Below are 14,685 nucleotides of genomic sequence, written 5' to 3' on the forward strand. Positions count from 1 at the left end.
GGAGCCCCTGTGCAACGCTCGGTCAACTCCTTTCTCCCACTGCACAGTTGGAGGCCCGGACATGAGTGTTTCCCGACGGGGTGTGCTGGCCACGGCTGCCGGAGCCGCACTGGTGGGCTCCACGACGACAGCGACAGCGGCAACGACAGCATCAGCGGCTACGACGACCACGGCTGCCGACGGAGGCCGGAGCCCCCTGCCCGACCCCCACACGCTCCGCGAGGCCGCCGACTTCGCCGTCGACAGGATCCGCACGGTCGCGCCCCGGGTGACCGCCTTCCCGGTCGGGACGAAGTTCGAGAAGTGGGTCTACTCGCAGAACGGCGACTGGGTCGGCGGCTTCTGGCCGGGCACGCTGTGGATGGCGTGGCTGCACACCGGGGACGACGCCTTCCGCTCCTGGGCCCAGGCGTCGGCGGAGAAGCTGGCGCCCCGGCAGCACGACACGGGCACCCACGACCTCGGCTTCCTCTTCTACCCGTCGTGGGTCACCGCCTGGCGGCTGACCGGCGACGAGAAGTGGCGGACCGGCGCCGTACGGGCCGCCGACTCGCTGATCCAGCGGTACAACCCGCGCGGCCGGTTCATCCGCGCCTGGGGCGCGCTGACCGAACCGAGGAACGCGGGCCGGGTCATCATCGACACGATGATGAACCTCGACCTGCTCGCCTTCGCGAGCCGGCAGACCGGCGACCCGAAGTACCTGGACATCGCCGTCGAGCACGCGAGGACCACGCAGCGGGTGTTCCCGCGCCCGGACGGCTCCACCCCGCACGTGTTCGACTTCGACCCGGACACGGGCGCGCCCATCGGTCCCAACACCGTGCAGGGCTACAGCCCCACGTCGTGCTGGGCCCGGGGGCAGGCATGGGGACTGTACGGATTCACCACGATGTACCGCCGGACCGGCGACGGAGAGTTCCTCGCCACCGCACGCCGGCTCGCGGACTACGCGGTGCGGTCCCTCACCCCGGACCACGTCCCGGTGTGGGACTACCGGGCGCCGCAGCACCCCCACGACATCAAGGACGCGTCGGCCGGTGCGATCACCGCCTGCGGACTGCTCGACCTGGCCGCCGCCACCGGCACACGCGCGTACCGCGACGTCGCGCTGCGCCTCCTCGGCGCGCTGGCGAGGACCTGCCTGACCAGGGAATCGACCCGCGCGGAGGCGGTCGTGGCTCGCTGCACCCGCCACCGCCCGAACGAGGACGGCATCGAGATCTCCCTCCCGTACGCCGACTACTACCTGCTCGAAGGCATCCTGCGCGTGCTGCGCCCGCGCGCCGTCGACCGCGCGATCGACCTGTCCACGGTCTGAGCGCCACCCCGCCCCGCCACGACGCCACCCCGCCCCGCCACGACGCCACCCCGCCGCGCCGCCGCCCCGACGGCCCACCGACCCGTTCGCCGCACCTGTCGCCCACGTTCGGGTGTACGGCTCGGGCCCGCGTTGCGGTCGGCCGCCGGGTTCGGAAGATGGGGCCGGGCCTCACCGGGCGCGTCGACCGACGCGGGTGAGCGGGAGGAGCCCGACATGCCCGCAGTGCATGCCGAAGTGCCGGTCCTGATCGTCGGCGGCGGGCCGGTCGGCCTCACCGCCCGCGCCCTCCTCGAACGCTGGGGCGTGCGCGCCCTGCACAACTGGGCCTCGTACTCGGCGTCGCCCACGCCTCCACCGCGGTCCTCACCGAGAACGGCGGCCCACCCGAGCCACGCGACCCGCCGACGGGTTGGTGCCCGCTGGAGCGAGGGCCCGCCGGCCGGCTCCGCGCTCCGCCGGGCCCTGACCGCCATCACCGGCTCCCGGCCCTGTCCCGGGAGGGACCCGGTCGGGCCGGTCAGCCCGCGATGGAGTCCAGTTGCTCCGCCGCCGGCCGCAGGGCGTTCACATGGGTGGACGACGGCATGCACGTGCGCTGGGCCTCGTACAGGTTGCGGGGGCGTACGGCGTGCGGGCTGCCGTACAGCTCCAGCCGCGCGTGCAGATCACCCGTGAGGTCGGGGACGTCGATCTGGTCGAACTCCCTGACCTCGTCGATGCCGACGGTGGCGGAGTACGGCGCCAGGCCGTCGATCCGCACCATCCCCGCGCGGGCGTTGGTGACCCGGATGTTCCAGTGGGTGAAGCGGGCGCCGAACAGGGGGCCCGCGCTGGCGTCGCCGCCGTGCCGGCCGTCGTTGTTCACGGTGATGTCGGTGCGGACGTTGGCGAAGGGCAGGCCGCGGTGGCTGTCGAAGGTGCCCGTCCGCATGTCGCCGCGTGACCACACGTTGTACGAGGACAGCCCCTCCACGTTGATGCCGTGCAGTTGGGTGCCGGCGGGTGCGGGGCCGGTGGGCTCCTCGATGGTGAAGTCCTCGACGAGGTTGTCGTGCGAGCCCTCGCGGCAGAAGTAGGGGTGGTGGTAGCCGCGGCCGGTGACACGTGTCCGTCGCAGGGTGCACGCGGAGGCGGACACGAGACCGAAGCCGTTGTCGACGTGGCGGACCGTCACGTCGTCCACCCAGCAGTCGTAGGCGCACTGGAGCACCACCCCGTTGTGGCCCCTGTCCAGCAGATGCGGCCGCTGGGGAGTCTCCGCCGCCTCCAGCGTCAGGCCCTCCACCCCCGAGCCGGTCAACTCCGGTACGTGCGTGGTCAGTTGGGGGTTCCACTCCGGTCGGACGTCGAGCGGCAGCGGGCGTTCGAGGGTGACTTTCCGGCCCCGGACCCGGGTGACGCGGACGGGCCACTCGTAGGGGACGTACGACGTCAGCTTGGTCTTGTCGTCCCAGACGTAGGCCTCCGGCCCGGGGCCGCCTCCGCACATGTGCTCCAGCAGCGTGTGGTCCGCGTCGTCGGCGAGTCGCAGCAGCACCAGGGCGCCGGGACGCAGCGACGACGCGTCCGTCACCGTGATCGTCCAACTGCCCCGCCGGGCCGGGGCGACCGCCGTGAGCGGGCGCCACTCGTCGCGCCGGTTGCCCGTCCAGCCCTCGTAGGGCCACGCCCTCGCCCTGATCGCCGCGACGAGGGACTCCCAACGGGCCCTGGGCGCAAGCCAGATCAGGCCGCCCGCCCACGACCACCCCGACTTGTCACCCCCGTAGCGGGAGCCGTAGGGCCCGATCAGCTCCGTGAGGTTCTTCGTCGCGTACAGCGTCGTACGGCCGCTTCCGGCGCCCTTGAGGACCACGTGCGACCGGTCCAGACGGATCACGTCGTCGATCCGGAACGTGCCGGACGGGACGGTGACCGTGCCGCCGCCGGCCCGCCCGGCGGCGGCGATCGCGCGGTTGATCGCGGGGGCGCAGTCGGTGCTGCCGTCCGCCACCGCGCCGAAGTCGCGTACGTCGGCGACGACCGGCCGACGGGGCGGACGGGTCGCCCCGCCGTGGCAGCCCGCGCGGCCGATGTACGGAATCTGCGGGTGTGTGAACGGAGTGCGCCTGAACTCCCGCCACAGAGGTGGGATCGCGGCGGGCCCGGACCCCGCTCCGGCCGCGGCGGCGGTCCCGGCGCCGACCGCCACGGCGACGGCGCTCCCCAGCAGGGTCCGTCTGGTCATGCTCATGACATTTCGGCCGCCGTGTGCGGCCCCGTGTGCGTCTCTCATGTCCGTTCGCCCTTCCCATGGTGTTTCATGGATGTGAACGACGTTCATATGTGCGCTGAGCGGTGAGCATGCCACGCCGCTCCTGAGGGCGAAAGGGGCTGCGCGCTGTTTGTCGGCCGCCGGGCAGGCCGTGCGGCTCACCCGCCCCGCATCCACGCCCGCGTCCCGAACGACGCGCACGCCCGCGAGGCCACCACCGCCGCCTCTCCCAGAGCCTCGACGAACCCGTGCGACGTCAGCCCGTCCAGCCCCGCGAGGCCATGGGCGAGGGCCCCGTGCAGGACGTCACCCGCACCCAGCGTGTCCGCCACCCGGACGGTGGGAACGGCCACCGTGCCCCCGCCGTCCGGACCCGCCCAGACGAGCGGCCGCCCGCCCCGGCTGACCGCCGCCCGGCCGACCCCGTGGTCCCGCAGGAACCGCAGGGTGTCGGCGGGCGCGCTCCCCGGCGCACCCGTACCGGGCGGGTTGAAGTCCTCCGAGCAGACGGCCACGTCGATCGACGGCAACAGCCTCTCCGTACCGGCCTTCCAGCTCCCGCCGTCGAGCACGGTCCGACGACCGGCCGCCCGCGCCACCCGGGCCGCGGCCACGGCCAGCTCCATGTGGTGGCCGTCGAACTCCACGACGTCGCAGTCCGCCACCCACGCGTCGAGGCCGTCCGGCGGGTCGATCCGGTGGCCCCGCGCGTTGGTCGAGGCGACGGCCCGGTCGCCGCTCGACGCGGTCACCAGCACCGACGACACGGCCGGCGGTTCGACCGAATCGGCCGCCAGGTCCACCACGGTCACGCCCAGCCGGTCCAGATCCGCCGCGACGGCGACCCCCAGCGGATGGCGGCCGATCGCGGTGAGCAGCGTGGCCGTACCGCCCAGATGGGCGAAGGTCACCGCCGCGTTCGCCGCCGGGCCGCCCGCGGCCACGAGCTGCTCACGAGCCGTCAGCTTCTCGTTCGGCCCCGGCACCCGGTCGACGAGCTGTACGACGTCCAAGGTGCACAACCCGACGAACAGCCCCCGACGACGCCCCCGCACACCCGCCGTCCCGCTTCGTGACTCCACCGAGGTGCCCCTTTCTCCGCCGCGAAACCGACAAACCGATAAGTCCATGAACGATCGAACTGTCGGAGCCCCGGCCGCCGCAGCCGGCACGGCCACCGCCAGTCGTCCCGCGCGATCGGCGGCCTCGATCCCCGCAGGGCGGACGGTACGCCGACCGAGGAGGCGCTGCCGCCGTCGGCCCGGGCGACGGCCGGGGAGGCCGTGCCGCGGACGCGACCGGCTCACCTCCCACGGCCGTACCGTGAAGTCGGCTCCGCCGGTGGCCGGTCGGCGGCCGTCGGGCCGGCCTCCCACCGGCAGGACAGGCACCTGCGGGGCACGGCGACCGCGGCGTCCGGACGAGGTGTGAAACCGGGCGCCCACGAGGCAGGTGACGTGGCAGGGTAGGGGCTCGGGTGTTCCGGGTGGTCACGCGCCGTGCCCGGCGTGCCCGGCGCACAATGAAGCTGGAAGCAGTGCCCCGCAGTCGATCTGTGAGCCCATGGACCACGGCTTTCGGTCGTACGGAGAGAAGGAACGATGGGCGAGCACGGTGTCGCCACGGCCGCGGTCGACGCCAGGGGACTGGTGGTCGCGTGGAGCGCCGGCGCGCGACGGGTGCTCGGCTACGAGCCCGGCGAGGTGCTCGGCCACCACGCGGCCGACCTGCTGGCCCGGGCCCTTCCCGCCCCGGCGCGGAGCCGTCTCACCGAACCGGCCGACTGGCACGGCCTCGTGCACGCACGCCACCGGGACGGCCACGACGTGGAACTGGAGCTGGAGGCGCACCCCCTGCTGGACTCCGCCGGCCGGACCCAGTGGTTCCTGACGGCCACGGTGCCGGAGCCCGCCGCCCGACTGCGCCGATGGGCCCTCGACCAGCTCCCCGTCCCGATCGCGCTCTTCGACCAGGACGGGCTCGCGGTGTCCGCGAACTCCGCCATGGAGGCGGTGATGGGCAGACCGCAGCAGGACCTCCTCGGCCGGCGCGTGGGGGTGTCCGCCGACGGACAGCGCCGGCTGCCGGGCTTCGAGGGGCTCGACGAGGCGGTGCGGCGGGTGCTGCGGACGGGTGAGCCGATGCCGTTCGAGGCCTGGCTCCGCGCGCCGGGCGAGGCACACGAACACGCGTGGCTGGTCTCCCTCAGCCCGTTGAAGGACGCCTCGGGTGACGTACGGGGCATGTGCCTCGCGGCGATCGACAGCACGGAGCAGTTCCTGGCCCGCCGACGCCTGAGCATGCTCAACGAGTCCAGCAACCGCATCGGCTCCACCCTCGACGTCACCCGTACCGCCGAGGAACTCGCCGAGGTGTGCACGGACCATCTCGCCGACTTCGTCGTCGTGGACCTGCTGGACTCGGTGCTCGCCGGCGAGGAGGCCGCCCCCTCGCCCGATGCCGCCCCGCTGGTCTTCCGCCGCGCCGCCCACCGGTCCGTGCTGGAGGGCTGCCCCGAGGCCGTCGTCCCCGTCGGCAGCACGCACTCCTACGACGAGGGGTCGCCCTCGGGCCGCGCGCTGGCCACCGGCCGTGCCCTGCTGTACGAGGTCGACGACGTCACCGGGCTGCGGTGGTCGGGGGGCTCATCGGAGCGGGCCCGCAGCATCGAGACGCACGGCATCCACTCGATCATGGCCGTGCCCCTGCGCGCCCGCGGCCTCACCCTCGGCCTGTCGATCCTCTCCCGCCACCGCACGGCCGAACCCTTCGGCGAGGACGACCTGCTGCTGGCCGAGGAACTCGCCGCCCGCGCCGCCGTCTGCGTCGACAACGCCCGCCGCTACACCCGCGAGCGGGCCATCGCCCTGGAACTGCAACGCAGCCTCCTGCCCCACCGCGCGCCCCGGCAGGCCGCCGTCGAGGTCGCCTCCCGCTACCAGCCGGCCAGCACCCGTGCCGGCATCGGGGGCGACTGGTTCGACGTCATCCCGCTGTCCGGCGCCCGCGTGGGGCTGGTCGTGGGCGATGTCGTCGGCCACGGCGTGCAGGCGTCCGCCACCATGGGCCGGCTCCGGACGGCCGTACGCACCCTGGCCGACGTCGACCTCGCCCCCGACGAACTGCTCACCCAGCTCGACGACATCGTGCTCCGGCTGGACTCCGAGCGGACGGCGGACGAGTCCGAGGACGCGGAGAGCCCCGGCGAGATCGGGGCCACCTGCCTGTACGCCGTGTACGACCCCGTCGCGCGCCGCTGCTCCATGGCCCGGGCCGGCCACCCGCCACCGGCCCTGATCGCCCCCGACGGCGAGGCGGCCTTCCTCGACCTGCCGATCGGGCCGCCGCTGGGCGTGGGAGGGCTGCCCTTCGAGACCGCGGAGTTCGACGTCCCCGAGGGCAGCGTGTTCGCCCTCTACACCGACGGCCTCGTCCAGGCGGCCGGACGCGACCTCGACGACGGACTCGACCGGCTGCGCCAGGCCCTGTGCGGCGCGGGCCGTCCGCTGGAGGAGACCTGCGACGGAGTCCTGGGGAGCCTGCTGACGGACCGCCCCGTCGACGACGTCGCCCTGCTGCTGGCCCGGACCCGGGCCCTGGACGCGGACCGGGTCGCCGCCTGGGACGTTCCCGCCGACCCCGCCTTCGTGGGGCAGGCCCGCAAACTGGCCTGCGACCAGCTCGCCGCCTGGCAGCTGGAGGAGCTCACCTTCGTCACGGAACTCGTCGTCAGCGAGCTGGTCACCAACGCCATCCGGTACGGCGGGTCCCCGATCCAGCTGCGGCTGATCCGTGAGGCCACCCTCATCTGCGAGGTATCGGACTCCAGCGCCACCGCTCCGCACATGCGCCGGGCCCGTGCCTTCGACGAGGGCGGCCGCGGCCTGCTGCTCGTCGCACAGCTCACCCAGCGCTGGGGCAGCCGCCACACCCGCGCGGGCAAGACCATCTGGGCCGAGCAGCCCCTCCCCGACGAGGGCCGGACGACCTGACGGCCGGACGCACCCTGGCGGACACCCCTCGCGCCGGAGCGGCGCCGACGACCGTGGGACTTCTTGACCCCCGGTCGGCCCTCCACGATGCTGTGTTGCGGTACGCGCTCTGCGTATCGCAATGAGAAACGTCAGACTCAGGTTCTCGTACCAGCCGAGGAGTGGTCATGGCTCACCAGGTCCGTGCTGTCGTCGCCCGGGGCAAGGGCGCCCCCGTCAGCCTGGAAACGATCGTCGTGCCCGACCCCGGCCCCGGTGAGGCGCTGGTGAAGGTGCAGGCGTGCGGGGTCTGCCACACCGACCTGCACTACCGGGAGGGCGGGATCAGCGACGACTTCCCCTTCCTGCTGGGCCACGAGGCGGCGGGTGTGGTGGAGGCGGTGGGGGAGGGCGTCACGGATGTCGCTCCCGGTGACTTCGTGATCCTCAACTGGCGTGCCGTGTGCGGGAGTTGTCGGGCGTGTCGGCGCGGGCGGCCCTGGTACTGCTTCGCCACGCACAACGCGACGCAGAAGATGACGCTGGCCTCGACCGGTCAGGAGCTGTCGCCGGCTCTCGGTATCGGTGCCTTCGCGGAGAAGACCCTCGTGGCCGCCGGTCAGTGCACCAAGGTCGACCCGGCCGCCGCCCCGGCGGTCGCCGGACTGCTGGGCTGCGGAGTGATGGCGGGCATCGGCGCCGCGATCAACACCGGGAACGTCGGGCGGGGCGACACGGTCGCCGTCATCGGCTGCGGTGGGGTCGGGGCCGCGGCGGTCCTCGGTTCCGAGCTGGCGGGCGCGGCGAAGATCATCGCGGTGGACATCGACGACCGGAAGCTGACCACCGCCAAGAGCATCGGTGCCACCCACACGGTCAACTCCAAGGAGACCGACCCCGTCGAGGCGATCCGTGAGCTGACCGGTGGCTTCGGTGCCGACGTCGTGATCGAGGCGGTCGGCCGCCCGGAGACGTACAAGCAGGCCTTCTACGCCCGCGACCTCGCCGGGACGGTCGTCCTCGTCGGCGTCCCCACCCCGGAGATGAAGCTCGAACTGCCCCTCCTCGACGTCTTCGGCCGCGGCGGCGCCCTGAAGTCCTCCTGGTACGGCGACTGCCTGCCCGACCGCGACTTCCCCATGCTCATCGATCTCTACCTCCAGAACCGCCTGGACCTGGACACCTTCGTCACGGAGACCATCGCGCTCGACGAGGTCGAGAAGGCCTTCGAGCGGATGCACGGCGGCGACGTCCTGCGCTCGGTGGTGGTTCTCTGACAGCCGGGCAGCCCGCGGCCGCGTAGGCGCAGCCGCGGCGAGTGCGAACGAGCCGTGGCCGGGGGTGTCCCCGGCCACGGCTCGTGTGCTCCGGGGGGACTTCGAGGGGCGACCATCTGCGACGCGACCCTTGACACCCTCTCCGAAGCGTCTGATTGTGTTGCCCATAGTGCATCACGGTGCATCATCCGCAACCGGATTCGGATGGCGTCCACACCCCTTCGCCCCCATGCCTCCTCACTCGCCCGGTCGCGCACCCTCCGTCCGCGACAGCGAGCGTCCCCTGCCGTCTGTGGAAAGGACGAACCGATGAGCAGTACCCGCGAACAGAACGGGAGTCCAGGTCATCCCGCCGGGGAGGAACTGCCGGGAGCCGGTGCGGCCGCCGCCCACCCCCGGACCGACCTCGTCGTCTTCGGTGTCGCCGCGGCCCTCACCCTGGCCTTCGTCGTGTGGGGAGCCACCGCGACGGACTCGCTGGAGAGCGTGTCCGGGAAGCTGCTGGACGGGACGATCCGCAACGGCGGCTGGGCCTTCGTCCTCGCCGCCTCCGGCTTCGTGGTCTTCGCCCTCTGGCTGGCGATGAGCCGCTACGGGCGGATCACCCTCGGAAAGGAGGGGGAGGAGCCGGAGTTCCGCACCGTCTCGTGGATCGCCATGATGTTCAGCGCGGGCATGGGCATCGGCCTGATGTTCTACGGAGTGAGCGAGCCGCTCTCCCATTTCGTCACGCCGCCGCCGGGCACCGACCCGGCCGATGCCAACCAGGCCATGGAGACCGCCATGGCCACCACCCTCTTCCACTGGACGCTCCACCCGTGGGCGATGTACGCGGTCGTGGGTCTCGCCATCGCCTACAGCACCTTCCGGCGCGGCCGCCGGCAGCTGATCAGCGCGGTGTTCACGCCGTTGCTCGGTGAGAAGCGGGTGAACGGCTGGCCCGGTCGGGCCATCGACATCCTCGCCATCTTCGCCACCCTCTTCGGCTCGGCGGCGTCCCTGGGGCTCGGCGCCCTCCAGATCGGCAGCGGCTTCACGGGGCTGGGCTGGCTGGGGTCGGTCGGCACCGGACTGCTGGTCGTCGTGATCGCGGTGCTGACCGTGGCGTTCGTCGCCTCGGCGGCGTCCGGGATCGAGAAGGGCATCCAGTGGCTGTCCAACACCAACATGGTGCTGGCGGTGGGGCTCGCCCTCTTCGTCTTCCTGGTCGGCCCGACCATCTTCATCCTCGATCTGCTGCCCACCTCCGTCGGTGCCTTCTTCGGCGACCTGGCCCAGATGGCGGGCCGCACCGAGGCGTCGAGCGGCGAGGGCGTCGCCGACTGGCTGGCCGGCTGGACCGTCTTCTACTGGGCGTGGTGGATCTCCTGGACGCCCTTCGTCGGCATGTTCATCGCGCGCATCAGCCGAGGCCGCACCATCCGGCAGTTCGTCGGTGGCGTCATCCTGGTGCCCAGCAGCGTCAGCCTGCTCTGGTTCGCGGTCTTCGGCGGCTCGGCGATGCACCTCCAGGAGGCGGGTCGTCTCAATGACGCGGCGACCGCCCAGGGCCAGCTCTTCGACGTGCTCCAGCAGTACCCGGTCGCCACGGTGACGTGCGTCGTCGTCATGGTCCTCGTCGGCATCTTCTTCGTCTCCGGCGCCGACGCCGCCTCCATCGTGATGGGGACGCTCTCGCAGCGGGGCTCGCTCGAACCCTCCCGGCGCGTCGTGGTGTTCTGGGGCGTGCTGACCGGAGCGGTCGCCGCCGTCATGCTGCTCATCGGCGGCGGCAAGGGCGACGCGCTCACCGGGCTGCAGAACCTCACCATCCTCGCGGCGGCCCCCTTCACCCTGGTGATGATCGGGTTGTGCGTCGCGCTCAACCGGGATCTGCGCCACGATCCGCTCATCATCCGCGGACGCATGGGCAAGGAGGCGGTCGAGACGGCCGTCATCGTCGGCCACGAGAAGTACGACGGGGACTTCGAACTCCGCATCGGCCCCGCCGCGTGCAATGACGAGACGCGGACCGAACAGCCCGAGCGGACCGAGGAGTCCGCGCGGCCCACCACCTCCGCCGTCTGAGACCGCCTCACCCGCCGCCCGGCGGTGGCGTGGCACCGCCCTGCGCGGTCCATGCCCCCGCCGGGCTGTTGTTGTTCTATGTGAGGCGAGTTTTGGATACCGCAACGTCGTGAAGTGACCCGGAGGGGCTTCTGGATGCCTTGACAAGGGTTCTGGGCGACCCCAGACTGATGTTGCGCTTACCGCAAACCGTTTCGTTATACGCACCCGAGGTGTCATGATGATTCCCGCGTGCCGCCTCGCGGATCTCCCGCGAGGTGAGGCCTTCCGGCTCGACACCGACCCGCCGGTGTCGGTGTTCCACACCGACGACGGCGAGGTCTACGCCATCGACGACACCTGCACCCACCAGGACGCCTCGCTCGCCGACGGCTGGCTCGAGGGCTGCGAGGTGGAATGCCCCCTGCATGCCTCCAAGTTCGACCTGCGCACCGGCGCCGTCGACTCCCCACCGGCCAAGCTGCCGGTGCGGACGCACGAGGTCGTCGTCGAGGACGGCATGATCTACGTCCGGCTCTCCACGGACGCCCCCAACCTGCCGCCCTGCATCTCCGCCCGGCTCGCCGGGGGTCCCGCGTGAGGACCGTCGCCGTGGTCGGCGCCTCCCTCGCCGGCCTCTCGGCGGCACGCTCCCTGCGCAAGCAGGGCTTCGACGGGCGCCTGGTCGTCATCGGCGACGAGCCGCACCGCCCCTACGACCGGCCCCCGCTCTCCAAGGAGTTCCTGGCCGGCACCCTCGGCGAGGCCGAACTCGCCCTGGAGACGGAGGACGAGGACCTGGCGGCCGAGTGGCTGCTCGGCACCCGCGCCACCGGGCTCGACCACACGGCGCGCGCCGTCCGCCTCGCCGACGGACGTGAGGTGCGCGCCGACGGCTTCGTCATCGCCACCGGCGCCGTGGCGCGGGCCCTGCCCGGCTCCGACGGCCTCGCCGGCGTGCACACCCTGCGCACCCTGGACGACGCCCGCGCCCTGCGGGACGAACTGGCCCGAGGCGGACGCCTGGTGGTGATCGGCGGCGGCTTCATCGGCGCCGAGGTCGCCTCCACCGCGTACGCCCTGGGCCTCGACGTGACCGTCGTGGAGGCGGCCGCGACGCCGCTCGCCGGACCGCTCGGCGCCACCATGGGCGCCGTCGTCTCCGGCCTCCACGCCGACCACGGCGTACGGCTGTTGTGCGGCGTCGGGGTCAAGGGCCTCAGCGGCGAGCACCGGGTCGACGCCGTCCTGCTGGAGGACGGCCGCAGCGTCCCCGCCAACATCGTCGTCGTCGGCGTCGGGGCCCGCCCCTGCGTCGAGTGGCTCGCCGGCTCCGGCATCGCGCTCGACAACGGGGTGAAGTGCGGCGCCGACGGCCGCACCAGCCTCGCCGGTGTGGTCGCGGTCGGCGACTGCGCCAACTGGTACGACCCCCGCGCGGGCCACCACCGCCGCGTGGAGCACTGGACCGGGGCGCGCGAGCGCCCGGAAGCCGCAGTCGCCACGCTGCTGGCGGGGGGCGCGGTCGAGCCGGGCGTGCCCAGGCCTCCGTACTTCTGGTCCGACCAGTACGGCGTCCGCATCCAGTTCGCCGGCCACGCGGGGGAGGCCGACAGTGTCACCGTCGAGGCGGGCGCGGCCGACGACCGCGACGTCCTCGCCGTCTACCGGCGGGCCGGCCGGCCGGTCGCCGTGCTCGGGATGAACCAGCCACGGCTGTTCATGCGGGTGCGCAAGGAACTGGCCGCCGCCACATCTTGACACCACCCCGGCGTCACCCCATGCTGCGGTTGCCCACAGCGCGCAGCGTTGCTCCATACACAACGCCGACCGGAGTCGTCCCTCCCGGCGCCCGCCTGACCCCTCCGCGACGTTCCCCGAGGAGTGCCCCGTGACCTCGACCGGTCTGCCCGACAGCCTGATCGCCACTCTTCCCGGCTCCTCCTACACCGATCCGGTGGTCTTCGCCCAGGAGCAGGAGCACATCTTCGAGACCATGTGGTTCTGCGTCGCCCGCGCCTCCGAGCTGGCCAAGCCCGGCGCCTTCCGCACCGTCGACGTGGGCCGCGAGAGCATCCTCGTCACCCGGGCCCGGGACCAGTCGATCCGCGCGTACTTCAATGTCTGCCGGCACCGGGGGGCCAAGCTCTGCCTGGAGGAGTCCGGCGAGGTCAAGCGGGCCTTCCAATGCCCGTACCACGCCTGGACGTACGGCCTGGACGGCAAGCTCGTCGCGGCGCCCAACCTGACCAAGATGCCCGACGTGGGCCGTACCGAGTACGGGCTGGTGAGCGTCGCCGTACGGGAATGGCTCGGTTATGTCTGGGTCTGTCTCGCGGAGAACCCGCCGTCCTTCGAGGAGGACGTCATCGGTGAGGTGATCGCCCGCCTCGGCGACGTCGAGTCGATCGAGCGCTACGACATCGACAGCCTCTCCGTCGGTCGCCGGATCACGTACGACGTGAAGGCGAACTGGAAGCTGATCATCGAGAACTTCATGGAGTGCTACCACTGCGCCACGATCCATCCCGAACTGACCGAGGTGCTGCCGGAGTTCGCGGACGGGTACGCCGCCCAGTACTACGTCGGTCATGGCGCGGAGTTCGGCGAGGAGGTCCAGGGGTTCACGGTCGACGGCTCCGAGGGGCTGGACCGTATCCCCGGTGTCGCCGAGGAGCAGGACCGCCGCTACTACGCGATCACCGTCAAGCCCCAGGTGTTCATCAACCTCGTGCCCGACCACGTGATCTTCCACCGGATGTACCCGGTGTCCGTGGACCGCACGATCGTCGAGTGCGACTGGCTGTATCTGCCGCACGTCGTCGAGAGCGGCAAGGACGTCAGCCGGTCCGTGGAACTCTTCGACCGGGTCAATCTCCAGGACTTCGAGGCCTGTGAGCGGACCCAGCCCGGCATGAGCTCCCGGCTCTACGCCAAGGGCGGTGTGCTGGTGCCCAGCGAGCACCACATCGGCGCGTTCCACGACTGGGTGAACGAGCGCCTCGGCACCCCCCCAGGGGTGACTCAGCCCAGGTAACCCATGCGGTGGCTGATCTCGGCCGCGCCCTTGAGCAGCGCCGGGGACATCTCGTGCAGCCGCTCCTCGGTGAACCGGTAGGAGGGGCCGGAGGCGCTGAGGGCGGCGATGACCTCGCCGTCCCGGTTGCGCACCGGCGCGGCCATGGCGTGCAGACCGATCTCCAGCTCCTCCAGTGTGAAGGCGTAGCCCCGCTCCCGTGCGGCCGCGAGGTTCTTCTCCAGCTTCGTCTTCGCGGTGATGGTGTGCGGGGTGACCTTCTTCAGGCCCGCGTCGGCGAGCAGCGCGGCCCGCTCCTTGGCCGGCATGTGGGCGAGGAGGATCTTGCCGCTCGACGTGGCGTGCAGGGGGGTCAGCTGGCCCACCCAGTTGTGCGCGGTGATGGCTCCCGGTCCGCGCACCTGGTACAGGTTGATCGCGTAATGCTCCTGCATCACGGCGATGTTGACGGTCTCGCCGATCTCCTCGGCCAGCCGCTCGCAGACGGGACGGCCCTGCTGGGTGATGTCGATACGCCCCGTGACCGCGCCGGCCAGCCGCACGATGCCGAAACCGAGCCGGTACTTGCCGCGCTCGCCGGCCTGCTCCACCAGACCGCGCGCCTCCAGGGCGCCGAGGAGACGGAAGGCCGTGGACTTGTGCACGTCGATCTCGCCCGCCACCTCGCTGACGCCGGCTTCGCCGCGCTGAGCGAGGATCTCCAGGACGCTGATGGCGCGGTCCACCGACTGCACACCGCCCGCGCCCGCGTGTGAATTCGACGTTTCTGTCTCAAG

Annotated in this window: 10 protein-coding genes; 7 read left to right on the plus strand and 3 right to left on the minus strand. The window is 72.2% G+C overall.

Going from position 1 to position 14,685, the window contains the following annotated elements:
- The first annotated feature begins 61 nt into the window (after nt 1–61).
- Nucleotides 62–1,321 carry a glycoside hydrolase family 88 protein gene (locus L3078_RS42255; RefSeq protein WP_239759595.1) on the plus strand — a complete coding sequence of 420 codons (1,260 nt, stop codon included), beginning with the start codon at nt 62–64 and terminating at the stop codon, nt 1,319–1,321.
- A gap of 520 nt (nt 1,322–1,841) precedes the next feature.
- Here the strand turns inward: L3078_RS42255 and L3078_RS42260 are convergent.
- Together L3078_RS42260 and L3078_RS42265 are read right to left on the minus strand one after the other, a co-directional pair.
- Nucleotides 1,842–3,557 carry a glycosyl hydrolase family 28-related protein gene (locus L3078_RS42260; RefSeq protein WP_239759596.1) on the minus strand — a complete coding sequence of 572 codons (1,716 nt, stop codon included), beginning with the start codon at nt 3,555–3,557 and terminating at the stop codon, nt 1,842–1,844.
- A gap of 179 nt (nt 3,558–3,736) precedes the next feature.
- Nucleotides 3,737–4,660 carry a PfkB family carbohydrate kinase gene (locus L3078_RS42265; RefSeq protein WP_239759597.1) on the minus strand — a complete coding sequence of 308 codons (924 nt, stop codon included), beginning with the start codon at nt 4,658–4,660 and terminating at the stop codon, nt 3,737–3,739.
- A 519-nt stretch (nt 4,661–5,179) separates the two neighbouring features.
- Here L3078_RS42265 and L3078_RS42270 point away from each other — a divergent pair.
- The 6 genes from L3078_RS42270 to L3078_RS42295 all read left to right on the plus strand — a co-directional run bounded on the left by L3078_RS42270 (nt 5,180) and on the right by L3078_RS42295 (nt 13,909).
- Nucleotides 5,180–7,570, plus strand: a complete 2,391-nt coding sequence (locus tag L3078_RS42270; RefSeq protein ID WP_239759598.1) for a SpoIIE family protein phosphatase — start codon at nt 5,180–5,182, stop codon at nt 7,568–7,570.
- A gap of 167 nt (nt 7,571–7,737) precedes the next feature.
- A complete protein-coding gene (locus L3078_RS42275; RefSeq protein ID WP_239759599.1) occupies nt 7,738–8,826 on the plus strand; it encodes an S-(hydroxymethyl)mycothiol dehydrogenase in 1,089 nt (362 codons plus the stop codon).
- A 309-nt stretch (nt 8,827–9,135) separates the two neighbouring features.
- Complete coding sequence (locus L3078_RS42280) at nt 9,136–10,893, plus strand: BCCT family transporter (RefSeq protein WP_239759600.1); 1,758 nt, start codon at nt 9,136–9,138, stop codon at nt 10,891–10,893.
- A 217-nt stretch (nt 10,894–11,110) separates the two neighbouring features.
- Nucleotides 11,111–11,473: a bifunctional 3-phenylpropionate/cinnamic acid dioxygenase ferredoxin subunit gene (locus tag L3078_RS42285; RefSeq protein ID WP_239759601.1), complete on the plus strand. Its 363-nt coding sequence runs from the start codon at nt 11,111–11,113 to the stop codon at nt 11,471–11,473.
- Nucleotides 11,470–12,633, plus strand: coding sequence for an NAD(P)/FAD-dependent oxidoreductase (locus L3078_RS42290; RefSeq protein ID WP_239759602.1), 1,164 nt, complete (start codon nt 11,470–11,472; stop codon nt 12,631–12,633). The genes L3078_RS42285 and L3078_RS42290 overlap by 4 nt, the downstream gene beginning before the upstream one ends.
- Before the next feature lie 130 nt (nt 12,634–12,763).
- Nucleotides 12,764–13,909 (plus strand): aromatic ring-hydroxylating oxygenase subunit alpha, encoded by a 1,146-nt coding sequence (locus L3078_RS42295; protein ID WP_239759603.1) that lies wholly within the window; start codon nt 12,764–12,766, stop codon nt 13,907–13,909.
- Here the strand turns inward: L3078_RS42295 and L3078_RS42300 are convergent.
- Nucleotides 13,897–14,643 carry an IclR family transcriptional regulator gene (locus tag L3078_RS42300; RefSeq protein WP_239760716.1) on the minus strand — a complete coding sequence of 249 codons (747 nt, stop codon included), beginning with the start codon at nt 14,641–14,643 and terminating at the stop codon, nt 13,897–13,899. The genes L3078_RS42295 and L3078_RS42300 overlap by 13 nt on opposite strands.
- Nucleotides 14,644–14,685: the final 42 nt, after the last annotated feature.

Source organism: Streptomyces deccanensis, assembly GCF_022385335.1.
Taxonomy (GTDB): domain Bacteria; phylum Actinomycetota; class Actinomycetes; order Streptomycetales; family Streptomycetaceae; genus Streptomyces; species Streptomyces deccanensis.